We start from the raw sequence: 23,799 nt of genomic DNA, 5'->3' as shown, positions 1-23,799 counted from the left end.
ATGGATACAAAAATCTGGGAGATCAGGACAGAGCAGTTGAAGGACAGGGCTACAGATGAGAAATTGAAAGAAATCAGAACAGCCCTGGAATACGGAGAAGTGGTCGGAATACCTACGGAAACAGTGTACGGTCTGGCCGGCGACGCCACGAATCCGGAGGCGATACAGAAAATATTCGCTGCCAAAAACCGTCCGGGGGACAATCCGCTCATTGTACATATACACAGCATGGACCAGCTCGCCGACTTCACTGAGCCGCTGGACATGAAGGTGCGGACGCTGATGAAGCATTTCTGGCCCGGGCCGATTTCATTCATCCTGCCTTTGAAGGGAAAGATGCTTGCCAGCAATACCGTGGCCGAGCTTGATTCAGTCGCGGTGAGGATGCCGAGCCATCCTGTGGGGCACGCGATACTCGAAAAAGTTGGTTTTCCGCTTGCCGCACCCAGTGCGAATCTGAGTGGGAAGCCCTCCCCTACGGACTACAGCCATGTCATCGACGACCTGAATGGCAAGGTATATGGGGTGGTTGCAAGCGATCCGGCAACCTATGGCCTGGAGAGCACCGTGCTCGACTGCACCCAATTCCCCTATCGTATCGCCAGGCCCGGCAGCATCACCAAAGGGGCGCTTGAAAATGTACTGAAGGAGACTGTCAGCAAACATGAAGGGTCGGCAGAGCAGCCGATTGCCCCAGGCATGAAATATAAGCATTACGCGCCACGCCAGCCACTGGTCGTCATTGAAGGCGGGCTTAGGAACAACACACATCTGAGGGTCGGGGAGGGCCAGAAGATTGGCGTGATTGCTCCGGAAGCTGCACGGAACCATGTGCCTGAACACGCCTACTTCATCAGCCTGTGTTCAGGAGAAAGTGATTATCGTGAAGCTGGGCGCAATCTATATGCCGCCCTCAGAAAAATGGATAAATCTGAAGTGGATCTGATATACATCCATGGCTTTCCAAAAAATGAAGAGACAGAAGCATTGATGAACCGCATCTATAAGGCCACCGGGAATGAAATAATAAAGGAAGACCCGAAATGAAGATCATTTTCGTCTGTACAGGGAACACCTGCCGAAGCCCTCTGGCTGAGAGCTACGCCAAAACAAAGTACAGCACCGCAGGGACAGAGTTTGAATCGAGGGGACTGATGGTTTTCTCAAATGGCATCAGCGGCATTTCAAGGAAGATAGTCGAGCGGGAGAATCTGGAAGAGCCGTCCACCCCGGAGCAGCTGACTGGGGAGGATACAGAAGGTGCACTGCTGCTGGTCATGACCGAATCACACAAGATGGCAGTGAAGGACCGGTTTCCCGAAGCGGATGTGCGCATGCTCAGCGAGTTTTCCGAAGGGACCGTGGAGGATGTAATCGACCCCTATGGTGGGGAAGATAAGGATTATGAGCGGGCTTTCCGGCAGATGAAGCGATTTATTGATAAATTCAGACTGTAATTTGCCCATGACCACTTTTCTATGTAAGCATTTAATATATAATGAAGGTGAGGTGAAGAATATGAAAGTGATTATCGCTTCCGATCATGGAGGGTTCAACCTCAAGAATTCCATTGTCCACAAGCTGCAGGATACAGGAGTGGATATTACGGATTTCGGTCCGGATTCCGATGCATCAGTGGATTATCCCGATTTTGCCCGTCCTGTAGCAGAAAAGGTCGCTTCCGGAGAATATGACCGGGGGATACTGATCTGTGGCACCGGCATTGGAATGAGCATAACGGCAAACAAGGTCAAGAACATCCGTTGCGCCCTTGTACATGATACTTTTTCCGCAAAAGCCACACGCGCACATAACGACTCCAATATGCTGGCTATGGGAGAGCGGGTCATCGGCCCGGGACTCGCAGATGATATCGTGGATATCTGGCTGGATACGGAGTATGAGGGGGGTAGACATGAACGAAGAGTTTGCAAGATTGAAGAATGAACTGGACGTTTTGATCGAGCAGCTGGAGGATGAGGAATTCTTCAGGGAAGGAGAGGACCTTCTGATAGGCTGTTCCACGTCGGAAGTTATGGGGCACCATATCGGCAAGGAGAGCTCCATGGAAGTGGCGGAGATTATATTCGAAGCCTTCCATCAGGCGGCAGACCGCCACAAGCTGAATGTCATGTTCCAGGGCTGCGAGCATATCAATCGGGCCATAACCATGGAATATGATGTCGCACGGTCCCGGAACTATCCTCTGGTCAGTGTCGTACCGCACCGGTCCGCCGGAGGCAGCCTGAGTGAATATGCCTATCATCATCTGGTCCGGCCGGTAGTGGTCGAACATGCTGCTGCAGACCGGGGAGTGGATATCGGACAGACGCTGATCGGCATGCATATCCATCATGTGGCTGTGCCGTTCAGGGTGGAACAGAGAACAGTCGGCAAAGCGAATGTCACCATTGCATATTCCAGACCAAAACTCATCGGAGGTCCTCGCGCACACTATTAACATACATTTAAGGAGAGAAGACATGTCATTTATCGAATCACAAGACCCGAAACTTTTTGAAACAATTGAAGCAGAGCTCGATCGTCAAAACAACAATATTGAACTGATCGCCTCAGAGAACTTTGTATCGGAAGCGGTCATGGAAGCCCAAGGTTCAATACTCACCAACAAATATGCTGAAGGCTATCCTCACAAACGCTATTATGGCGGATGTGAGAATGTGGATGTTGTGGAAGATCTCGCACGTGAGCGTGTGAAATCCCTGTTTGGCGCAGAGCATGCCAATGTTCAGCCTCACTCCGGCTCCCAGGCGAATATGGCCGTCTATTTCTCAGTTCTGGAACCGGGGGATACAGTCCTCGGCATGAACCTCAACCATGGCGGACATCTGACGCACGGCAGCCCGGTCAACTTCAGTGGGAAACTTTTCAACTTTGTAGATTATGGTGTGAGAAAAGAAGACGAAGTGATCGATTATGATGAGCTCCTTAATATTGCCAAAGAACACAAGCCGAAAATGATCGTCGCTGGTGGAAGCGCCTATACACAGACGATCGATTTCAAGAAATTCCGTGAAATCGCAGATGAAATCGATGCCTATCTGATGGTGGACATGGCACACATTGCCGGGCTCGTTGCTGCAGGCCTGCATCCGGACCCGGTCCCTTATGCCGATTTTGTCACCTCGACAACGCATAAGACACTGAGGGGACCACGCGGTGGACTCATCCTGACAAAGGAAGAGCATGCAAAAAAAGTGGATAAGAATATCTTCCCGGGAATCCAGGGCGGACCGCTGATGCACATCGTGGCAGCAAAAGCTGTGGCTTTTGGAGAAGCGCTGAATCCGGAATTCAAGGAGTATCAGGAGCAGGTCGTCAAAAATGCGAAGACGCTTGCAGGCAGGCTTTCAGAAAAAGGACTGCGCATCGTCAGCGGAGGCACCGAGAACCATATCGTTCTTGTCGATGTGAAAAGTTTCGGTCTGACAGGCAAACAGGCAGAAGAAGCACTGGACCAGATCGGCATTACCTGCAACAAGAACACCATTCCTTTCGATGAGGAATCGCCGTTTGTAACAAGCGGAATCCGTCTCGGCACTCCAGCGATGACAACCCGTGGGTTCAAGGAGGAAGAAATGCAGGAAGTGGCGGATCTGATTGCCGAAACACTTTCTGCTGTCAAAGAAGGCACGAAGTATGAAACTTTGAAAGACAGAGTGACTGCGTTGACATCCAAATTCCCACTATATAAATAAAATTGACCATGCCGGAATAGGGTTGCCCCTATTTCGGCACAATTGAGAGAACTGGAGGAAAAAACATGGCCAAAGTACAAGTGATGGATCACCCGTTGATCCAGCATAAAATGAGTTACATCCGGGATGAAAAGACCTCGACCAAAGAATTCAGGGAGCTCGTCGATGAAGTAGGCATGCTGATGGCATATGAAGTGACGCGGGATCTATCTCTGGAAGATGTTGAAGTGGATACGCCGGTGACACGGACAACAGCCAAGAGGCTGAGCGGCAAGAAACTTGGAATCGTTCCGATACTGAGGGCGGGACTTGGCATGCAGGAAGGCATACTCAAGCTGATCCCTTCCGCCAGAGTGGGGCACATCGGTCTCTACCGCGACCCGGAAACCCTGCAGGCAATAGAGTACTATGCCAAATTCCCGGGTGATATAGAGGAAAGGGACATATTCGTCATCGATCCGATGCTTGCGACCGGTGCTTCTGCTGTCGAAGCTATTTCTGCCGTCAAGAAGCGTGGTGCGACGAAGATCAGATTCATCTGTCTGATTGCTGCACCCGAAGGCGTAGAGGTGTTGAAAGAAGCCCACCCGGATGTGGACATCTATATCGCTGCACTGGATGAGAAACTGAATGAAAAAAGCTATATTGTTCCAGGTCTTGGCGATGCTGGAGACAGACTTTTCGGAACGAAATAGATATAACAAGGAGAAGAAGCAATGAAGAAAATCATGACGATATTTGGAACGCGCCCTGAAGCGATCAAGATGGCACCGCTTGTGCTGGCACTTAAAAATGACCCGGAACTTGAGCCAATTGTAGTGGTTACTGCTCAGCACCGTGAAATGCTCGACCAGGTGCTTGATATTTTCGGGATCACTCCCGACTACGACCTTAACATCATGCAGCAGGGCCAGACACTGTCTGAAGTGACGGGCAGGGTGATTGCCGGTCTGGAATCCATCATCAAAGAGGCAGGGCCGGATATGATTCTTGTTCATGGCGACACTACGACAACATTTGCAGGCAGCCTTGCTGCATTCTATAACGAAGTGGATATCGGCCATGTCGAGGCAGGTCTCAGGACCAACAATAAGTATTCGCCGTTTCCTGAAGAAATGAATCGTCAGATGACAGGGGTACTTGCCGACCTTCATTTTGCACCGACTGAAACCTCCAAGGAGAATCTGCTGAGGGAGAACAAGAAGGAAGACGGCATCTCCGTCACAGGCAACACGGCAATCGATGCGTTGAAAACGACCGTGAATGCGGGTTATAAAAGTGAAATCATTGAAAAACATAAAGATAATAAAGTGATTCTGCTTACTGCCCATAGAAGGGAAAATATCGGTATGCCGATGGAGAACATCTTCAGTGCTGTGAGGGAAATCGTCGAAGACTTCGAAGATGTTACGGTGGTCTATCCAATCCATAAGAACCCTAAAGTCAGGGAAATCGCCGACAAGTATCTGTCGGATCATGAACGCATAGAGATCATAGAGCCGCTTGATGTATTCGATTTTCATAATTTTGCGGCAAAAAGCCATATCATCCTGACCGATTCAGGTGGTGTCCAGGAAGAGGCGCCTTCCCTTCAGAAACCTGTGCTCGTCCTTCGTGATACGACAGAGAGGCCGGAAGGTGTAGAGGCGGGGACGCTCAAACTCGCCGGCATCCAGAAGGAGAACATCTATGGATTGACCAGTGAACTCCTGACGGATGATGTCCTCTATAGAAAGATGGCTGAAGCCGCCAACCCATACGGCGATGGAAAAGCCTCCTTGAGGATATGTGAAAATATAAAATACTACTATGGAATCAGGGGAGATAAGCCCGAGAGTTTTGGTGTATGAAATTATGTCTATAATATGTCGGGGAGGGCATCGAAATAAATAAATCCATCCGTAATATTGACATAAAAAATACAAACATATATCATTACAAGAGTAATGTAACGGTTTACAGCCAAAGCCGTAGAATACACTAGGAGACAGTGTTCAAAGTGCCATTCTTAAGACGATTTTCCCATCATTTCCTGAAGTTTTTACTTTTCCCTCTACTCATCAGTCTACTCATCTATCTATTTACCTCATCAACTTTTGCAGCAGGATTTGCTCTAGGCACCTTTGCGTCCATTCTGTTGCTATTGAACTGGTATTATAATCTCGAGAAGGCTTATGATTCAGAGGAAGGAAAAATCAGAACCGGCACCATTGCAAGGCTTGTGATTGTGATAGTTACATGTTTGTTCTGGGTGAGATTCCCGGAGGTTTTTAGCATTTTTGGTATAGCACTCGGGCTTATGCTCAGCTATGTCATGATTCTGTTTCGTGCGATTAAAGAATTGACGAAGTGAAAGAGGTGAGAAAATGGAGCACGGAAATCCGATGTGGACAATAGATGTTTTTGGCCTTCCCATTACATTCAACCTGTCTACAGCACTGATGATCGTTGTATCATCGCTGATTGTATTCCTGATAGCTTTCTTTATGACAAGAAACCTGGCAGTAAAGCCTACAGGAAAAAGTCAAGTACTCATGGAAGTACTGATGAACTTCGTTAAAGGTATCATTTCAGGCAACATGGCCTGGAAACAAGGGGGAAGATTCCACTTCCTGGCCCTAACATTGATTCTTTACATATTTGTTTCAAATATGCTTGGGCTGCCTTTCGCTTTTGTAGCACCTAATGATGACCATGATCTCTGGTGGAAGTCACCAACGGCCGATCCTTCAGTCACTCTGACGCTGGCCAGCCTGATGATTGTGCTGACCCACTATTATGGCATCAAGATGCGTGGCACGAAAGCGTATCTCAAATCGTACGTACAGCCGGTGTGGTTCATGGCACCGTTCAAATTCATCGAAGAATTCACATACAACCTTACGCTCGGCTTGCGTCTTTACGGCAACATCTACGCTGGTGAGATTCTGCTTGCCCTGCTGATAATGGTAATGGCATCCGGAGCAATCGGCTTTATCGGAGGATTCATTCCGATGATGATCTGGCAAGGGTTCTCAATATATATTGGGGCGATCCAGGCGTTCATATTCGTTATGTTATCAATGGTCTATCTATCCCATAAGGTGAGCGATGACCATTAATATATAATTCAAATCAATCTTTCAAAAATATTTAGGAGGAACTATATCTTATGATGAATCTACTCGCAGTAGGCATCGCTGCTGGTCTTGCAGCACTCGGCGCAAGTGTCGGCATCGGTCTTATCGTATCCAAAACAGTTGAAGGGGTTTCCCGTCAACCGGAAGCTCGTGGTCCACTCATGACAATCATGTTCATTGGTATCGGTGTTGTTGAGGCCGTTCCGATCATCGCGATTGTTATTTCATTCATGCTTATGTTCATGTTCTAAGAATCGTTACATCTGGCGAAGTCTTCTCTCAAGATTTCGCCCTCTTATTATGTCGACTATGAAATCAGAATGAAACTCTCGCGAAAGGAGTGTACATAGGTGGAATTTCTTATTTTAGGAGCTACGGACACAGTTCCGGCGGCAATTGGTAACAGTCTGATACAGCTGCTCACTTTCCTCATACTTCTCGGAGCACTTTCATACTTCGTATGGAAGCCGCTCAAGAAGGTGATGGATGAGCGTGAACAGCTGATTCACACGGAAATAGATGATGCGGAGCAGCGCAGGATGGAAGCTGTAAAGCTTAAGGAAGAAAACGAAGCAGTGCTCAGAGAAACGCAGGCTGAAATATCCGAAATGATGGATAATGCAAAACAGCAGGCGAAGAAAGAGCAGGAAGCGATCATCCATGACGCAAACACGCGTGCAAATCAGATGATGGAAACTGCCAAGGCAGATATCGAACGGGAAAAAGAAAAAGCAATCCGCGATATCAATGATCAGGTGGCAGATATCTCCGTACTGATTGCAGAGAAGATGATTTCAAAAGAGATCAATCAGAAAGACCAAAAAGATCTGGTTGCAAGATATCTACAGGAAGCAGGGGGTAAATAATGGCTAACTCAGCTCAAAAATATTCCCAGGCTTTATTCAGCACCGTGAAGGAAGCCGGACGGCTCGATGAGGTCAGGGCAGATTTTGATGAAGTGGTCAAAGCAGTGCAGGACACTCCTGCTTTCCTGACTTTCATGAATAACCCGAAGGTTCCAAGGGACAGTCGCCGGGAGGCGGTAGCAAAGACTTTTGAGGATGCTTCAGAACCGCTCCGCAACATGCTTCTCATCCTCTCGGATCGCAACAGATTTTCTGAGATCGAAGCCATTCATGATCATTTCATACAGAATTACAATGCACACTATAACCAGGAAAATGTAGTAATAGAATCGGTGTATCCCCTCTCTGAAGAGGAGATTGAAGGTATTGGAAAAGTCTTCATCAAAAAGACGGGCCTTTCAAAACTCCTTATAGAGAACAGGGTCAACGAGGAACTGATCGGCGGCATCCGCGTATTCATTGGAACGAAAGTCTATGATGGCTCATTGAATACACAGCTGTCTGATTTGAAAAATCGGTTCAGAGAAAGTACTAATAGCTAATTAAGGAGTGATATTTGATGGCAATTAAAGCTGACGAAATAAGCGCTCTCTTGAAAAGCCAGATCGAGAACTATGAAGCTGATATGAAAGTATCTGATGTGGGAACAGTCATCCAGGTTGGTGACGGTATCGCACTTGCTCATGGTTTGAATGATGCTATGGCTGGAGAACTGCTCGAATTTCCTAGCGGCGTTCTGGGTCTTGCCCAGAACCTCGAAGAAAACAATATTGGTATCGTAATCCTCGGTCCATATGATGATATTAAAGAAGGCGATGAAGTCAAACGTACAGGCCGTATCATGGAAGTGCCTGTAGGGGAAGAACTCATCGGCCGTGTGGTTAATCCACTGGGACAGCCGATCGATGGCAAGGGACCGATGGGTACGACAAAAACAAGACCGATTGAAAGTCCAGCAACTGGCGTAATGGCCCGTAAATCCGTCGATGAACCACTTCAGACAGGCATCAAGGCGATTGACGCACTTGTTCCAATCGGTCGTGGACAGCGTGAGCTCATCATCGGTGACCGTCAGACTGGTAAGACGACAGTAGCGATCGATACGATCCTCAACCAGAAAGACCAGGATATGATCTGTGTTTATGTTGCTATCGGACAGAAGGAATCCACAGTGCGTTCCACAGTTGAAACACTGCGCCAGAATGGCGCAATGGATTATACAATTGTAGTTTCCGCTGGTGCTTCAATGCCTGCACCACTACTCTACATCGCACCATATGCGGGTGTGTCCATGGCAGAAGAATTCATGTTCAATGGCAAGCATGTACTCATCGTATATGATGACCTGACCAAACAGGCAGCTGCCTACCGTGAACTGTCACTTCTTCTCAAGCGTCCGCCAGGCCGTGAAGCTTATCCGGGTGACGTCTTCTATCTGCACAGCCGTCTGCTCGAACGGGCAGCCAAACTGAACGACGAACTCGGTGGTGGTTCCATCACTGCGCTTCCATTCATAGAAACCCAGGCGGGGGACATCAGTGCCTTTGTACCGACGAACGTGATCTCCATCACCGATGGACAGATCTTCCTGCAGTCCGACCTGTTCTTCTCAGGTGTAAGACCTGCAATCAACGCCGGCCTTTCAGTATCCCGTGTTGGTGGTTCGGCACAGATCAAGGCGATGAAGAAGGTTGCCGGTACTTTGAGACTCGACCTTGCAGCCTATCGTGAGCTGGAAGCTTTCGCACAGTTCGGTTCCGACCTTGATGAAGCGACAGCTGCCAAGCTTGAGCGTGGTAAGCGTACTGTTGAAGTACTTAAACAGGGTGAGAACAAACCGCTTGCAGTGGAACGCCAGGTTGCAATCCTCTACGCCCTTGTAAATGGTCATTTGGACGAGATTCCAGTTGAAGATGTTACACGATTCGAAGATGAATTCCTCAGCTGGCTTGATTCCAATGAACCTGAACTGCTCAAAGGTATTCGTGAAACAAAACAGCTTCCGGACGATGAAGCATATGTAAATGCAATAAACAGCTTCAAGAAGCTATTCAATCCTTCAGACCAGGGATGATGAATATAGAATAAGGTGGTGAATTCATGGCTTCATTAAGAGAAATCAAAGGTCGCATCGGATCAACCAAAAAGATGAGCCAGATCACTAGCGCCATGCACATGGTTTCGAACTCCAAGCTCAGACGGGCGGAAGAGAATACCAGAAGGTTCCAACCCTATATGGATAAGATCCAGGAAGCTGTCCAAGCGATAGCTTCCGGGGATAACACGAGTTCCCATCCCATGCTGAGAGAACGTCCAGTAAAACGGACTGGGTATGTCATCATCACATCTGACAGCGGTCTTGCGGGCCCCTATAATGCGAACATCATTAAGGAAATCACCGGCAAGATCAGAGAGCGCCATAATGACAATCCGGATTCCTATGACCTCTTCGTTATCGGAAGGATGGGATACGAATTCCTGGAGAACCGCGGCTATAATATTACGAACCATCGTATTGGGCTGGAAGATCAGCCAAGCTTCAGCAGCGTAAAGGAAGTCGCCCAACAGTCGGTGGCACAGTTCTCGAACGAGGACATCGATGAACTGTATATCGTATATAACGAGTTCGTCTCCGTTCTCGAGCAGAAGGTGTCCACAAGAAAACTGTTGCCGCTATCCGAAGATGATACGGCGAATCAGACACAGGCATCAAACCTGGCCACATACGAGTTCGAACCGGACAAGGAATCGATTCTTGAAACCATCCTTCCCCAATATGCGGAGAGTCTGGTATATGGTGCGCTTCTGGATGCGAAGGCAAGCGAGCACGCTGCCCGTATGACAGCGATGAAGGCTGCGACTGATAATGCGAAAGAATTGGTAGACGATCTATCATTAGAATATAACCGTGCAAGACAGGCTGCGATCACTCAGGAAATAACAGAAATCGTCGGCGGTGCATCTGCACTTGAATAAAGAATGACTAGGAGGAAATCGAATGGCTTTAGGTCAAGTGGTTCAAGTCATGGGACCTGTAGTTGACGTGCGTTTCGAAGAAGGCAAATTGCCGGAACTGAACAACGCACTCTATATCAACTTTGATGAAGGAAAAGAAGAAGAAGCCCTCGCTCTTGAAGTCGCACTCCACCTTGGAGACAACGTCGTAAGAACAATCGCGATGAGTTCGACAGACGGATTGAAGCGTGGCACTGAAGTTACAAATACAGGCAGCCCGATTACTGTACCTGTCGGCCAGGTGACACTTGGCAGGGTATTCAACGTACTTGGTGAGCATATCGATCTTGGAGAAGCGATTCCTGAATCTGAAAGAAGAGATCCGATTCACCGTCAGGCTCCAAAGTTCGAAGATTTGACAACAAATGTTGAAATCCTTGAAACAGGTATCAAAGTAGTAGATCTTCTGGCACCTTATACAAAAGGTGGTAAAATCGGCCTCTTCGGTGGGGCTGGAGTAGGCAAGACGGTTCTTATCCAGGAACTGATCAACAATGTCGCACAGGAACACGGCGGTATTTCCGTATTCGCCGGTGTAGGGGAACGTACACGTGAAGGGAACGACCTCTATTATGAAATGAGCGATTCCGGTGTTATCGCCAAAACTGCGATGGTATTCGGCCAGATGAACGAGCCGCCAGGTGCACGTATGCGTGTGGCGCTGTCCGGTCTTACAATGGCAGAATACTTCCGTGATGAAGAAGGACAGGATGTACTGCTCTTCATCGACAACATTTTCCGTTTCACCCAGGCGGGTTCAGAAGTTTCAGCCCTGCTTGGACGCATGCCTTCGGCAGTAGGTTACCAGCCGACACTTGCAACAGAGATGGGTCAGCTCCAGGAGCGTATCACATCAACGAGTGTTGGTTCAGTAACTTCCATCCAGGCGGTATTCGTACCAGCGGATGACTATACTGACCCGGCACCAGCTCAGACATTCGCACACCTTGATGCAACGACAAACCTTGAGCGTAAACTTTCCGAGATGGGTATCTACCCGGCGGTGGACCCTCTGGCTTCCACATCCCGTGCCCTGACACCGGCAGTTGTCGGCGAAGAGCACTATGAGGTTGCACGTGGCGTCCAGGCGACAATCCAGAAGTATCGTGAACTTCAGGATATCATCGCGATCCTCGGTATGGACGAGCTGTCGGAAGATGATAAAAGAACGGTTTCACGTGCGCGCCGTATACAGTTCTTCCTTTCCCAGAACTTCCACGTTGCCGAACAGTTCACAGGCCAGAAAGGTTCCTATGTTCCAGTGGAACAGACTGTCAGCGACTTCAGGGAGATACTTGACGGCAAATACGATCATATCCCGGAAGATGCATTCCGTCTCGTCGGCGGCATTTCCGATGTGCTTGATAAAGCACGTGAGATGGGCGTAGAAGTCTAAAATCGGGAGGGTTAGCAAATGAGTACAATTGCACTGGATGTAGTTACACCAAACGGTTCCGTATTCACTGAAGAGGACTGTGAAATTATTATACTCCAGACCAAACAGGGTGAGATCGGTGTCATGGCCGGCCACGTCCCGACGGTTGCTGCACTGAAGATTGGCAGTCTGCGAGCAAAGGTAGATGGCCAGTTTGAATACTTTGCAGTGACAGATGGCTTTGTAGAAATACGTCCTGAAAAGGTTTCAGTATTGGTGCAGGCTGGCGAGTTCGCAGAGGATATAGATACAGAGCGTGCCAGGGAAGCTAAAGCACGTGCTGAAGCCCTGCTTCAGCAGGAGCGTGACGAAAAAGTCGACAGATATCGTGCTGAATTGGCATTGCGCCGCGCAACCAATCGACTGGATGTATCGAAACATGGTTAATAAATCTACCCGGGCTTCTGCCCGGGTTTTTTAGTAGGTGAATGAGATGTTATTTTCCCAATTGGCCTTCATGCATATCGTCCTGCATATGCTCTGTGTCATTTTCACCTTCTGGGTGCTGGGGGCATTGAATATCGACAGCTGGTTCAGAAAAGGCGAAACAGGACGGATCAGGCTGTTCCTCATACTTGCTGCGGTACTTTTAGGAAGCGCACTCAGTAATTTCATCATGGATTTCTTCCGACTCGTACAGGAAGCATCCCTGCTATTTTAATTCTGCTTTACAAACATGTTTATACATCTTTAGAATAGTGAATAGTGTATCGTAAGTAAAAGTATGGAGTGAGTGAAATGGATTCTATAATTGTTAAAGGTGGAAATGAACTTTCGGGTTCTGTTGAAATAGAAGGTTCCAAAAATGCCGTACTACCGGTCTTGACTGCATCACTGCTTGCAGGCAAAGGGGTATCAAGGCTACATAATGTACCCAATCTTTCCGATGTAGGCACATTGAGCGCGTTGCTGAATCACCTGGGTGCTTCAGTGGAGGTGGGGGACAAGACGGTCACCATCGATGCGACTGGAGAACTGAGCTGTGATGCTCCATTCAATCTGGTAAGCAAGATGCGTGCAAGCATGCTCGTCATGGGCCCTCTACTGGGCCGGTATGGGTATTGCAATGTCGCTATGCCGGGTGGCTGTGCCATAGGTTCCAGACCGGTGGAACAGCACATCAAAGGACTTGAGAAGATGGGTGCGACCTTCCGCACGGTGGATGGCAGTTTCGAAGGAAACGTTGAAGGACGCCTGAAAGGGGCTAAGATTTACCTCGACTTTCCGAGCGTAGGAGCAACACAAAACCTGGTAATGGCTGCAAGCCTGGCCGAAGGTGTGACAGAATTGGAGAATGCGGCAAGGGAACCGGAAATCGAAGACCTGGCCAATTATATCAATGCCATGGGAGGCCGTGTTTCAGGCGCGGGCACTGGCCATATCACGATTGAAGGTGTAGAGGTTCTGGAAGGTGTGGACCATACCGTCATTCCCGATAGGATTGAAGCGGGGACCTTCATGATAGCCGGCGCCATCACCAGAAGTGAGATTGTCCTTAACAACGTCATTCCCGATCACCTTACAGCACTCATCTCCAAACTTGAAGAGATGGGTGTACGCATCGAAGAGGAAGGAAGCAGCGTCCGTGTCATACCGGCGGAACAGCTGAAACCCATCAGAGTCAAGACATTGCCGCATCCCGGTTTCCCGACTGACATGCAAAGCCAGATGATGGCACTGCTTGCTACAGTGAATGGTACAAGTGTAATCACCGAGACCATCTTTGAAAATAGATTCATGCATGTCAACGAGTTCCGGAATATGGATGCTGATATCGCAGTGGAAGAGAACCACGCATTCATCAAAGGCGGCAGGAAGTTATCCGGCGGTCGTGTGAAGGCGACGGACTTGAGGGCGGCAGCTGCCCTGATTCTTGCAGGTTTGGTTGCAGAAGGGTATACTGTAGTTACTGAATTAAAGCACCTTGATCGTGGATATGTCGATTTTCATAAGAAGCTCGAACAGCTTGGCGCTGACATCGAACGAACAGGTGAACGTTCCACACAAGATAGTGTGACATCTTCGAAATAAAGAGGTAGTTTTATGGCCGAGCAATCAAAAAAGCTAGTCCACCGCAGGTTCCCACTGATTATCAGAATCCTGCTCTTCATTTATATCGCCATCATCGTTTTCTTCGGAGGGCTGATGATAGGGTATGGCATTCTGGACAATCCTATGGAAGTATTCCGTATAGAAACATGGGAACACATCATAAATATGACCAAGGAATGATAATATGCTGACGTACGACCAGATCAAGGCGGTAATTCCGCATCGCCCCCCGTTTCTCCTGATTGACAGGGTGACCGAGATAGAACCGGGTGTCAGATGTTCAGGCATCAAACAGGTCTCCGGGAATGAACCATTCTTCCAAGGCCACTTCCCTGAATACGCTGTGATGCCAGGGGTGCTCATCGTTGAAGCACTTGCACAGACTGGCGCTGTAGCCCTGTTGCAGGAAGAACGCTTCAAAGGCAAACTTGCTTTCTTTGCCGGCATTGACAAATGCAAGTTCAAAAGACAGGTGACGCCTGGAGACACATTGGAACTCACAGTGGAAATCACAAAGCTGAGGGGCCCGATCGGCAAGGGTGATGCCATCGCAACTGTTAATGGCGAAATCGCATGCAAATGTGAAATCACTTTTGCAATACAGGACAATAAAACATCCGATGACTAGTTAGTCATCGGATGTTTTTATTTCAGCTTTCGATTCCATCATCGCCTTGAACTCGTTAAGCAGCTTCTCCTGCTCGTAGCCTTCATCAAGAAGATGGGATAACAGGTCTTCGGCATAATGGGGGCCCTGGACGATGATCTTTCCATTAAAGATCAGGGATAATGCATTATCTATTTCATTCATTTCATTGAAAGTGCCCTTGAACCTGGCAGGTTCGTTTGAGTGGCGTGTAATAGTCACAAGCAATTCCAGCTCAGTGCCAACCAGCTCTTCGAGTATGTCCTTGAAATCGGTTGATGTTGAAATTTCAATCAGCCACGGGTCCTCCTGCTTTTCCTTATTTATGATGATGCCGTCGATCAGATCCAGGATAATGAAATTGTTTTCGTGCTCAAGTTTCAATTCCACAACTTTAAAAGACTTCATCTGAATTCCCCTTTCGAAAATAGATGCAAACCATCAAAAAACGTATAAATGTACAGTCGTTCCTACCATTATAACGTTAATCGGAGTCGGATATATTCCAATTGTAAAGAAAATGGGCGTAAAATCAAATTTCCGTGTTTTGCAAAAAATTCCCCGTCCCTATATCTTTAAGTCAGAAAGGGGGTGGAGACATGATGAATAAAGTGCTGCTTGTAGGAGAACTTGTGCGGAATGTCACTTTGCAGAGAACGGCGAATGGAAGCATCAATTCATTCATTATAGCAACAGTCAGAGTTCCCAAAGACGAAAGAAAACCAAAGGAATTGCATTTCATCTACTGCAAGGCTTTCGGTAAAGCGATACCTAAAGTACTTTCTGAATCAAAAGAAGGGGACATACTCTGCGTCAGTGGCCAGGTGGCTACGACAGTCTATACTACGTCTGAAGGGGAAAAGGAGTACAGGATGGAAATATGGGCAGAGAATGTAAAGTGCCTGCCGGACAAGATAAAGGACCAGAAGGATATGGTCAACCCTTCCAAAATGATAAGTGATGCAGTAAGGCATTATGACCATTGGGATTACATCGGGGAAAGATCTGTCCACACTTTGGAAAAAAATACGGAAAGCAGCCGAATGACAGGAGCGAAAGACACCCATCTGGAACCATTGGAGAAAATCCTGAATGAACATAGTGACAAGTCAGTTCCGGGAGCCGAGGGAACACAAGACAGCCCGAACAAGGATAATCACGACAGAAAAGCGAAAGCCCTTGCCTGAACACATGCACACCACTCAATTTATATTCTACACTCACACTACTCACCAAGCTCTGTGTAAGGCTGAACGCTGCGGTCAAGCCTGATGCAGAGCTTTTTTGTCTTGTAAAGATATAGTTTCAAATTATTTTATTACATAATATATAGAAATTATTACGGTTATCAGATAATGCTGACTATTCAAATCTTTGATCGAGTAATGAAGAAGTGCAAAGAACCCTGTCCCATAGGGATTTTAAAGCAGTCTAAAACCATTTATTGGAACCTACCCATTTAAATATATAAAATTATACTTTTGTTGCGATATTATATTATGTCGAGAAATCTTTCTGTAATATGGCTGTAAAAGAGCGCTCCACATTTTATATTCCTGTAACCTATGAAATGTTTATATCTGATATAGTACTAAACAGTTGATAAAACAAACATCCAATTTGTAAGGGATTAATGGGAGGAAATTTTAACTATGAAAAAAGTACTATCAGTCGGTGCAGCAATTGCGGTATCAGGAACTCTGGCATACAGCGCAGAAGCAGCAAGCCACACAGTGGACAAAGGCGACACACTTTCCGAAATCGCCCATGAAAATAACTCAACAGTAGAAGCAATCAAATCCGAAAACAATCTATCATCCAACCTCATTCTGCCAGGTCAGGTTCTTCAAGTGAACAATGAAGAGAACACTGAAGCTCCAGCAGAAGACGGTGTATATAAAATCCAATCCGGCGATACTCTATTTGAAATCGCTCAGAAGTTCGATGTAACAGTTTCCGACCTTAAAGCATGGAACAACCTTTCTTCAGATCTGATTTTTGCAGGCAAGACACTTGCGGTATCAGGTAATAGTGTAGAACAGGCACCTGTAGTGGAAACACCACAAGTTGAAGAAACTCCAGAAGTCCAGGAAACTCAGGAAGTTGAAAGAACTCAACAAGTGAATCAGGCTCCTGCACAGCCATCCGAACAGGATCAGGCAGCAGAACAGCGTGCGGCTGAACAAGCGGCAGCAGAGCAAAGAGCGGCTGAGCAGGCTGCAGCAGAGCAAAGAGCAGCTGAAGAGCGTGCAGCAGAACAGGCTGCACAAGAACGTGAGCAGCGCAACCAGGCTCAAGCTCAAAACCAGTCTACATCCACTTCAAGCAATGCCAGTGGTCAGAACTGGGGCGCGCTTGCACAGTGTGAATCCAGCGGAAATGCAAGTGTTGTAAGCTCCAACGGCCTCTACCACGGCCTCTACCAGTTTGATGTTCAAACTTGGCAGTCTGTAGGCGGAAGCGGCTTGCCTTCCCAGGCGTCCGCAGCTGAACAGACGAAGAGGGCTCAGATCCTGTTCGACCAAAGAGGAGCTCAACCTTGGCCTGTATGTGGTTCAAGACTATAAATTTCAACCATTAATTTCAAAGACCCAGCAGAAGCTGGGTCTTTTTTCATGAATAGAAGCATTACTGTAGGGTGGAAATCATGAACGAAATAGTGACTATTCTGTGAGTGATTTCGGGTATGTTTATATTATTATTTACAAGGGTACAGAAAATGATTTTTTTAGACATTCATTTATGTTACAATTTCTCTTATGTGAGACAAATTATTGAGGTGAAGAAATGAGTAAAAAATGGCTCTTTCCGATAATGATCGGCCTGGTTCTGGTACTTTCCGGGTGCGACTATTCTCAGGAAGAAAATAGAGATGGCTTTTTCTTTAACACATTCGTACAGCCGATGGATTCACTGCTTCATTGGCTCGGGGATAATCTGGACCATAACTATGGTCTGGCGATCATCATCATTACACTGATCGTCCGTCTGGCAATCTTCCCATTCATGATGCGTACATACAAGAATCAAATGATGATGCGCGAGAAGATGAAAATTGTCAAACCGGAAATGGAAGAGATCCAGAAGAAGACAAAAGTCGCTACTACGCAGGAAGAGAAGATGGAAGCACAGCAGGAAATGATGGCCCTGTACAAGAAGCACGGCATCAATCCGCTCAACATGGGTTGTCTGCCGATCGTCATCCAAATGCCGGTCGTCATGGCACTGTACTTCGCCCTCAGGTGGCCTTCAGAAGGTGGCATTACAGAATATCCACAATTCCTTTGGATGAATCTGACTGAAGTGGACTTCTTCATGGTTGCGATTGCTGGTATCGTGTATGCCGGCCAAGCCTATGTATCCATGCAGTTCGTGCCGGCGGAACAGCGCAAGCAGATGCAGCTGTTCATGTATATTTCGCCGATAATGATCATCTGGATTTCCCTGATTTCCCCTTCAGCGCTCCCATTATACTGGGCTGTCGGTGGTATCTTCCTGATCTTCCAGACTTGGGCGGGCAACACTTTCTACAGGAAGAAAGTGGCCGAAGAAATGGCGCCGATCATTGAAGCACATGAACGTGAGAAAGCTGAAAAGGAACAACGCGTCAAAAATGCAAAAGTGATGCCCAAGAAGAAGCGCAAGAAGAAGAACAAAGCATAAGTATGAATGTTTTAAGAGGCCCGATATCTTATTGATATCGGGCCTCTTTTGTCTGCATGATATTTTAAAGGATTGGAGATATCAGATTGGCAATACCCTCCTTGATCCGAATCCACTTGCTGCGTGCTGCATATTTCTCCTTCGTCAGAAGGGAGCAGTCCTTGATATCGTCTTCATATATGCGCCGGTATTGGGTGGCTTCCTTTTCATCATAGATGAAGGCGTTCACTTCAAAGTTCAGCAGGAAGCTCCTCACATCGATGTTTGTCGTACCTACACTCAGCACTTCATCATCGATCATGATGGTCTTCTGATGGAGGAATCCTTTTTCATAGATATGGACTTGTGCGCCCATCTCAAGCAGCGACCCCGCATTGGAATAGGTCCCCCAATAGACGAATGGGTGATCGGGCTTGTTCGGAATCATCAGGTGGACTTCGAGGCCACTCAGCAAGGCGATGCGCAGTGCTTCCAGGAAAGACTGGTCGGGGATGAAGTAGGGTGTCTGTATATGGATGCTCTTTTTGGCACTATAGATCATCTTCAGATATCCATATTTGATCTGCTCCCATTTCTCATCCGGTCCACTGGATGCAATCTGAACCGGTGTGTCTCCCAAGTAGTCCATTTCCGGGAAATACCGGTCTTCCCTGACCATATTGTTACGTTTATCGTGGGAATTCCAGTCGAGCATGAAACGCAGCTGTAATGATTTTACGGCATTGCCTTCCATTCTGAGGTGTGTGTCCCGCCAGTAGCCGAATTTTTTGTTCAAACCGATATATTCATCACCAACATTGAATCCGCCAACATAACCGATCGTGCCGTCTATGACCACAATCTTGCGGTGGTTCCTGTTGTTTATCCTCGGGTTGATCAACGGCAGCTTGCTCGGGAAGAAAGCCTCAACCAGACCGCCGGCATCCTTCAGTTTCTTAAAATTGCGCAGGTTCAGTGCCCGGGATCCCATATCATCATAGAGGATTCTCACGGATACACCTTCCTGCTGTTTTTGGAGCAGTGCTTCATATAGTCTTTGTCCAATGCCATCCAGTTTGAAGATATAGTACTGGAAGTGGATATGATCCCGTGCGTTATGGATATCCTCCAAAAGACTTTCAAACTTATCACTGCCGTCGGTAAAAGTGCGGATCGAATTGTTGATGGTCAGAAAAGACTGGTTGTTGTAGAGCAGCATATGGATGATTTTTCTGTGCTTATCCATCACCCTGTTCGAGAATGAAATGCTGTTATCGCGCAATTCGTGGAGCTGATCATCCACCAGGTGCTCAAGCCCGACCTTGTCCTCTTCATTCACCTTGAATATTTGCTGGTTATATATCTTGCGACCAAAGAATATATAGATGATGAAGCCGATGATGGGGAGGAAGAACAGGACGAAAAGCCATGCCCAGACACTCTGGGCACTCCTTCTTTCGAGGAAGATCAGACCAATGGCAAACAGGAAATTGATGCCGAAGGTAATCAATGTTGCAATCCCAAGTATCCCCGTATTAAGCAAGTAATCGAATATAAACCATTCCATGGAAGTCACCTCACCTTCATTCTATTATAAACCATGAATATTTGAAATTCTGTAATATTTATTTTCCAAATTATATGGATAATTACTTGAGATAAGGGTAAAATGAAGATAAGCTGTAATTGAAGGAGTGTCATTATGCATAGCAACGACCATTCCAAAGTCAAGCAAGTCGTCACGATGCTGAGTGAACTCGGAGTCAAAGTCAAGGTTTCGAGGTCAAGATTCGAGATTATGAATCGTATTGCACATAAAGAGAAATTGCGATTGAAAGAACAGAACATCTAAAAATAACCGCAACCCGAGTCACTCAGGTTGCGGCTTTTTTATGCCCTTTGGCGATACTGGTAGAAATAGATGCTCATTATGATGCCGATGGCCAGCATATTCGCCCACAGGCCACTGCCACCATAACTGATGAAGGGAAGCGGCAGTCCGGTGATGGGCACGAGCTGTATTGTCATGCCAATGTTCTGGAATACATGGAATATCAGCATGGACAGGTATCCTATGATGAAATAGGACGAAAAGCTGTCCGGCACTACAGTGGCAATCCGGAAAAGGTGGAGCATCAGCATGAACAGAAGTACGATGATTGCGGTTGCACCGATGAAACCAAATTCCTCTCCGACGATGGTGAATATGAAATCGGTATGGTTTTCAGGGATATAGACGATGCCATCCTTGAAGCCCTTGCCATCAATTCCGCCCGAGCCGATTGCTTTCAATGAGTTGCTGAGCTGGAAGCCGCCTTCTGTGACGTATTCTTCCGGACGCAGCCAGGAATAGATCCGCTCGAACTGATAGGGATGGATGCCGAGATAGCGTTCCAGAATATCCGGGCGATAGATGATGCCGAGAATCAGGGCAATTCCCACAGTGAGGGCAACTGCCAATGCCGGGATGATCAGCCACCAGCTGATGCCGGAAACGACGATCATGCCGAATAGTATGGCCATCATGACAAGTGTTGTTCCGAGGTCGTTCTGCAGCAGTATGAACAGCATGGGCAGAACCGATACGGCAAGGATCTTGAACAGCAGTTTGATATCCACACTCAGGTCACTCGTCAATTTGTATTTATTGTGCTGGCTGATCAGATAGGCCAGGGTGAGTATGTAGATGATCTTGACGATTTCTGACGGCTGTATGCTGAAGAATCCGAACTGGTACCAGCTTTTCGCCCCATTGATGATCGGTGTCACCGGGGAAACCGGAGCGACGAACAGTATGACCAGCGACAATACGCCAAGAGTGTAGATGACCCAGACGTATTGCTTGATCCATCTGACTGGAATGAAGTTCAGGACAAAGACCATTATGAAACCCAGACCATAGAATACGATCTGGCGTACGCTGAAATCGGTGCTGTACTGGCCACTGGTCATCGCTGATCGGATCATGAGGACACTGATGGCCCCAAGCAGCAGGACCAGCAGGACGAGGGTCCAGTCGATCCTTGAAAATATATTGGTATTCTGTCTTTTGTAGCTTTGGTTTTTATCCAAAAAATTCACCTAACCCATATAGAAATCATGACATTTAGTATACACTATTTTATAATAAAGTCAGTGTGTTTATCCAATAGTAATACAGCCGGATTAAAAATAATTTCCAATACAAAAAATTGATGGAGTTGGACGAGTCTTATGATTGAAATGTCAATTGAAAAAATTGCTGAACTGTGTGATGGCAAAATGAACATGCGTGCAGAGGCCATGAAGGGCGAAAGCATCAAAGGTGTATCAATCGACACACGGACACTGGGGGAAAACAACCTTTTCATCCCCTTCAGGGGGGAACATGTCGATGGTCACCGGTTCATAGAACAGGCTTTCCGCGCCGGGGCGGCGCTGAGCCTGACCGAGCAGGAGCCGGGGGCTGTCGATCCGGATCTGCCACTCATCCATGTAGGGGACGGACTGGTGGCCCTGCAGGATATTGCACGCGGCTATCTGCAGGAAGTTTCACCAAAAGTGATCGCCATCACAGGATCGAATGGGAAGACAACCACCAAGGATATGGTGGAGTGCCTGCTCGCTCCACACTTCAGGGTGAAAAAGACGATTGGAAACTATAACAATGAAATCGGTCTGCCGCTTACCATTCTTCAATTGGATAGGGACACTGAAATCTCGATACTTGAAATGGGCATGGATGCCAAAGGTGATATCCACTTCCTGAGCAGGATGACAAAGCCGGATATCGCCATACTCACGAATGTCGGAGAATCCCATATCGAAAAGCTGGGATCGAGGGAGAACATTGCCGAGGCCAAGTATGAAATAGTGGATGGATTGAAGGAAGCAGGCACTTTCATCTACTCCAGGGATTATCCGCTCCTTGAAAATATTGTGGACCGGGAGGCATCCTACAATGTGCGTTCAGCAGGCGAGAGCGGAAAGAATGATCTGCAGATAGCAAATGTCCGTCAGACGGACCAGGGTACGCGCTTTAGACTCCATCCGCTCGATATCGAAGTGCGCATCCCCCAGCTTGGACTGCATAATGCGTCCAACGCCACGCTTGCACTTCTCGCTGCAGAAGCGGCAGGCCTTGATATCAATGAAGTGAAGGGTCATTTCGATAATCTGGTTGTAACGGATATGCGGATGGAGCAGACACGCCATCCAAGCGGTGCGACCATAATCAACGATGCCTATAATGCCAGCCCGTCGAGCATGAAGAGTGCAATCGACACAGTAGGGCGGATGGAGGCGGGCAGAAGGATACTCGTGCTCGGAGATATTCTGGAGCTCGGTTCATATTCGCATGAACTCCACAGGTCAGTGGCACAGCATATCAATGATGCTCCATATTTTTTCGACTATCTGCTCACCTATGGAGAAGCGGCGAAAACCATCCATGAAAAAGCAGAGGTGGAAGGGAAGCATCACTACGGGGAAATCGGGGATCTGGCACAACACCTGCAGCAGGTGTTGACCGAAGACAGCGTGGTTCTGCTGAAAGGATCCAGAGGCATGGCTTTGGAGAGGGTGAATGACTATATCTAAATCGATTGGAATACTTTTTCTTCATGGCTATACGGGAGGAAGATACGAGTTGGAACCGTTGTTCGACTACCTGAAATCACGTTACGATTTCGAGTATGAGTTCCCGGTATATCCGGGGCACGGTACCATACTGGACCTGAAGTCGGCGACCGGGGACGAATGGTATGAAGAAGCCCTCAATGCGTACCGGAACCTGAAGCAGCGTGTCGACCGGGTCCACATCATCGGCTTCTCGATGGGAGGGGTATTCGCCAGCCACATCGCCCAGCATGAACCGGTCGACAAGCTTGTGCTCATCGCTCCGGCCTTCGAGCATATAAAACTTTCCCAGTTGAATCGGCTGAATCTCACCCCGCGCCATTTCAGTGAACACATGAAGATGAAACTGTACCAGAAGATCAAGAAGCGCCTCAAGGATATTCCGTTCCGCGCCTATCAGGAATTCAAAACCATTGTGGAGACGAAGAAGGAAGGGGTCGAGAATATCCAGTCGCAGACATTGATCATACATGGAACGCTGGATCTGCTCGTTCCCTATGAAGCCAGTGTGGACTTGGCAAAAAAGATGCCCCATGCCACGTTGGAACTCATTGAAGACGCCCCGCATCTGTTTGCCTTTACAGACCGGAACCAGCTGGAACTGAACATCACTACAGAACGCTTTTTATTCAATAATGAGAAGTAGGCTTGTATTTTTAGTCTGGAAATGTTAATATTGAGAAGTTAT

29 protein-coding genes are annotated in these 23,799 nt (G+C 47.5%); 26 read left to right on the top strand and 3 right to left on the bottom strand.

Features of this window, described 5'->3' with window-relative positions; all coding sequences use genetic code 11:
- The 20 genes from RQP18_RS10820 to fabZ all read left to right on the top strand — a co-directional run bounded on the left by RQP18_RS10820 (position 1) and on the right by fabZ (position 14,834).
- Positions 1 to 1,047, top strand: a complete 1,047-nt coding sequence (locus RQP18_RS10820; RefSeq protein ID WP_342387690.1) for an L-threonylcarbamoyladenylate synthase — start codon at positions 1 to 3, stop codon at positions 1,045 to 1,047.
- Positions 1,044 to 1,457 (top strand): low molecular weight phosphatase family protein, encoded by a 414-nt coding sequence (locus RQP18_RS10815; protein WP_342387689.1) that lies wholly within the window; start codon positions 1,044 to 1,046, stop codon positions 1,455 to 1,457. The genes RQP18_RS10820 and RQP18_RS10815 overlap by 4 nt, the downstream gene beginning before the upstream one ends.
- Before the next feature lie 61 nt (positions 1,458 to 1,518).
- Positions 1,519 to 1,947 (top strand): ribose 5-phosphate isomerase B, encoded by a 429-nt coding sequence (gene rpiB / locus RQP18_RS10810; RefSeq protein ID WP_342387688.1) that lies wholly within the window; start codon positions 1,519 to 1,521, stop codon positions 1,945 to 1,947.
- Entirely contained in the window at positions 1,916 to 2,461 is a 546-nt protein-coding gene (locus tag RQP18_RS10805; RefSeq protein WP_342387687.1) for a TIGR01440 family protein, read from the top strand. The genes rpiB and RQP18_RS10805 overlap by 32 nt, the downstream gene beginning before the upstream one ends.
- Positions 2,462 to 2,483: 22 nt before the next feature.
- Positions 2,484 to 3,719 (top strand): serine hydroxymethyltransferase, encoded by a 1,236-nt coding sequence (glyA, locus tag RQP18_RS10800; protein ID WP_342387686.1) that lies wholly within the window; start codon positions 2,484 to 2,486, stop codon positions 3,717 to 3,719.
- 65 nt (positions 3,720 to 3,784) lie between these two features.
- Entirely contained in the window at positions 3,785 to 4,414 is a 630-nt protein-coding gene (gene upp, locus RQP18_RS10795) for a uracil phosphoribosyltransferase (protein WP_031545251.1), read from the top strand.
- 21 nt (positions 4,415 to 4,435) lie between these two features.
- Entirely contained in the window at positions 4,436 to 5,569 is a 1,134-nt protein-coding gene (gene wecB, locus RQP18_RS10790; RefSeq protein ID WP_342387685.1) for a non-hydrolyzing UDP-N-acetylglucosamine 2-epimerase, read from the top strand.
- Positions 5,570 to 5,709: 140 nt separating this feature from the next.
- Complete coding sequence (locus RQP18_RS10785) at positions 5,710 to 6,072, top strand: ATP synthase subunit I (RefSeq protein WP_342387684.1); 363 nt, start codon at positions 5,710 to 5,712, stop codon at positions 6,070 to 6,072.
- 13 nt (positions 6,073 to 6,085) lie between these two features.
- A complete protein-coding gene (gene atpB / locus RQP18_RS10780; protein ID WP_031545245.1) occupies positions 6,086 to 6,820 on the top strand; it encodes a F0F1 ATP synthase subunit A in 735 nt (244 codons plus the stop codon).
- Between the two features lie 53 nt (positions 6,821 to 6,873).
- Positions 6,874 to 7,089: a F0F1 ATP synthase subunit C gene (atpE, locus tag RQP18_RS10775; RefSeq protein WP_046791568.1), complete on the top strand. Its 216-nt coding sequence runs from the start codon at positions 6,874 to 6,876 to the stop codon at positions 7,087 to 7,089.
- Between the two features lie 99 nt (positions 7,090 to 7,188).
- Positions 7,189 to 7,704 carry a F0F1 ATP synthase subunit B gene (locus RQP18_RS10770; protein ID WP_342387683.1) on the top strand — a complete coding sequence of 172 codons (516 nt, stop codon included), beginning with the start codon at positions 7,189 to 7,191 and terminating at the stop codon, positions 7,702 to 7,704.
- Positions 7,704 to 8,246 (top strand): ATP synthase F1 subunit delta, encoded by a 543-nt coding sequence (atpH, locus tag RQP18_RS10765; RefSeq protein WP_342387682.1) that lies wholly within the window; start codon positions 7,704 to 7,706, stop codon positions 8,244 to 8,246. The genes RQP18_RS10770 and atpH overlap by 1 nt, the downstream gene beginning before the upstream one ends.
- Positions 8,247 to 8,263: 17 nt before the next feature.
- A complete protein-coding gene (gene atpA / locus RQP18_RS10760; protein WP_342387681.1) occupies positions 8,264 to 9,778 on the top strand; it encodes a F0F1 ATP synthase subunit alpha in 1,515 nt (504 codons plus the stop codon).
- Positions 9,779 to 9,804: 26 nt separating this feature from the next.
- Positions 9,805 to 10,680, top strand: a complete 876-nt coding sequence (gene atpG / locus RQP18_RS10755; RefSeq protein ID WP_342387680.1) for an ATP synthase F1 subunit gamma — start codon at positions 9,805 to 9,807, stop codon at positions 10,678 to 10,680.
- Between the two features lie 22 nt (positions 10,681 to 10,702).
- Positions 10,703 to 12,115 (top strand): F0F1 ATP synthase subunit beta, encoded by a 1,413-nt coding sequence (atpD, locus tag RQP18_RS10750; RefSeq protein ID WP_342387679.1) that lies wholly within the window; start codon positions 10,703 to 10,705, stop codon positions 12,113 to 12,115.
- 18 nt (positions 12,116 to 12,133) lie between these two features.
- On the top strand, positions 12,134 to 12,541 hold the full coding sequence (locus RQP18_RS10745; RefSeq protein WP_342387678.1) for a F0F1 ATP synthase subunit epsilon: 408 nt from the start codon (positions 12,134 to 12,136) through the stop codon (positions 12,539 to 12,541).
- A 46-nt stretch (positions 12,542 to 12,587) separates the two neighbouring features.
- The gene (locus RQP18_RS10740; protein WP_342387677.1) at positions 12,588 to 12,815 is read left to right on the top strand and encodes a DUF1146 family protein; all 228 of its coding nucleotides are present in this window, start codon (positions 12,588 to 12,590) and stop codon (positions 12,813 to 12,815) included.
- Positions 12,816 to 12,892: 77 nt separating this feature from the next.
- Entirely contained in the window at positions 12,893 to 14,185 is a 1,293-nt protein-coding gene (gene murA, locus RQP18_RS10735) for a UDP-N-acetylglucosamine 1-carboxyvinyltransferase (protein ID WP_342387676.1), read from the top strand.
- Positions 14,186 to 14,197: 12 nt separating this feature from the next.
- Entirely contained in the window at positions 14,198 to 14,386 is a 189-nt protein-coding gene (locus RQP18_RS10730) for a DNA-directed RNA polymerase subunit beta (protein ID WP_228311456.1), read from the top strand.
- A gap of 4 nt (positions 14,387 to 14,390) precedes the next feature.
- Positions 14,391 to 14,834 (top strand): 3-hydroxyacyl-ACP dehydratase FabZ, encoded by a 444-nt coding sequence (fabZ, locus tag RQP18_RS10725; protein ID WP_342387675.1) that lies wholly within the window; start codon positions 14,391 to 14,393, stop codon positions 14,832 to 14,834.
- Here the strand turns inward: fabZ and RQP18_RS10720 are convergent, their stop codons facing one another.
- The gene (locus tag RQP18_RS10720; RefSeq protein ID WP_342387674.1) at positions 14,835 to 15,260 is read right to left on the bottom strand and encodes a YwpF family protein; all 426 of its coding nucleotides are present in this window, start codon (positions 15,258 to 15,260) and stop codon (positions 14,835 to 14,837) included.
- A 191-nt stretch (positions 15,261 to 15,451) separates the two neighbouring features.
- On the opposite strand from RQP18_RS10720, the gene RQP18_RS10715 reads away from it, so the two are divergent.
- The 3 genes from RQP18_RS10715 (at position 15,452) to yidC (ending at position 18,515) form a co-directional block, all read left to right on the top strand.
- A complete protein-coding gene (locus tag RQP18_RS10715) occupies positions 15,452 to 16,039 on the top strand; it encodes a single-stranded DNA-binding protein (RefSeq protein ID WP_342387673.1) in 588 nt (195 codons plus the stop codon).
- Positions 16,040 to 16,504: 465 nt separating this feature from the next.
- Positions 16,505 to 17,419: a LysM peptidoglycan-binding domain-containing protein gene (locus RQP18_RS10710; protein WP_342387672.1), complete on the top strand. Its 915-nt coding sequence runs from the start codon at positions 16,505 to 16,507 to the stop codon at positions 17,417 to 17,419.
- A gap of 220 nt (positions 17,420 to 17,639) precedes the next feature.
- Positions 17,640 to 18,515 (top strand): membrane protein insertase YidC, encoded by an 876-nt coding sequence (yidC, locus tag RQP18_RS10705; protein ID WP_342387671.1) that lies wholly within the window; start codon positions 17,640 to 17,642, stop codon positions 18,513 to 18,515.
- A gap of 64 nt (positions 18,516 to 18,579) precedes the next feature.
- Here yidC and cls read toward each other — a convergent pair whose 3' ends face one another.
- Entirely contained in the window at positions 18,580 to 20,061 is a 1,482-nt protein-coding gene (gene cls, locus RQP18_RS10700; protein ID WP_342387670.1) for a cardiolipin synthase, read from the bottom strand.
- 135 nt (positions 20,062 to 20,196) lie between these two features.
- Here cls and RQP18_RS10695 point away from each other — a divergent pair, with 135 nt between their 5' ends.
- Positions 20,197 to 20,346, top strand: a complete 150-nt coding sequence (locus RQP18_RS10695; protein WP_169738721.1) for an Lmo0850 family protein — start codon at positions 20,197 to 20,199, stop codon at positions 20,344 to 20,346.
- 38 nt (positions 20,347 to 20,384) lie between these two features.
- On the opposite strand, the gene RQP18_RS10690 is transcribed toward RQP18_RS10695, so the two are convergent.
- A complete protein-coding gene (locus RQP18_RS10690; RefSeq protein WP_342387669.1) occupies positions 20,385 to 21,566 on the bottom strand; it encodes an FtsW/RodA/SpoVE family cell cycle protein in 1,182 nt (393 codons plus the stop codon).
- 150 nt (positions 21,567 to 21,716) lie between these two features.
- On the opposite strand from RQP18_RS10690, the gene RQP18_RS10685 reads away from it, so the two are divergent.
- A complete protein-coding gene (locus RQP18_RS10685; RefSeq protein WP_373446064.1) occupies positions 21,717 to 23,072 on the top strand; it encodes a UDP-N-acetylmuramoyl-tripeptide--D-alanyl-D-alanine ligase in 1,356 nt (451 codons plus the stop codon).
- Positions 23,059 to 23,757: an alpha/beta hydrolase gene (locus RQP18_RS10680; protein ID WP_342387667.1), complete on the top strand. Its 699-nt coding sequence runs from the start codon at positions 23,059 to 23,061 to the stop codon at positions 23,755 to 23,757. The genes RQP18_RS10685 and RQP18_RS10680 overlap by 14 nt, the downstream gene beginning before the upstream one ends.
- The last annotated feature ends 42 nt before the right edge of the window (positions 23,758 to 23,799 follow it).

It is taken from the genome of Salinicoccus sp. Bachu38 (assembly GCF_038561955.2).
Classification (GTDB): Bacteria; Bacillota; Bacilli; order Staphylococcales; family Salinicoccaceae; genus Salinicoccus; species Salinicoccus bachuensis.
The sequence above is the reverse complement of the archived record's forward strand: the minus strand, read 5'-3'. Positions and strand labels throughout refer to the sequence as shown.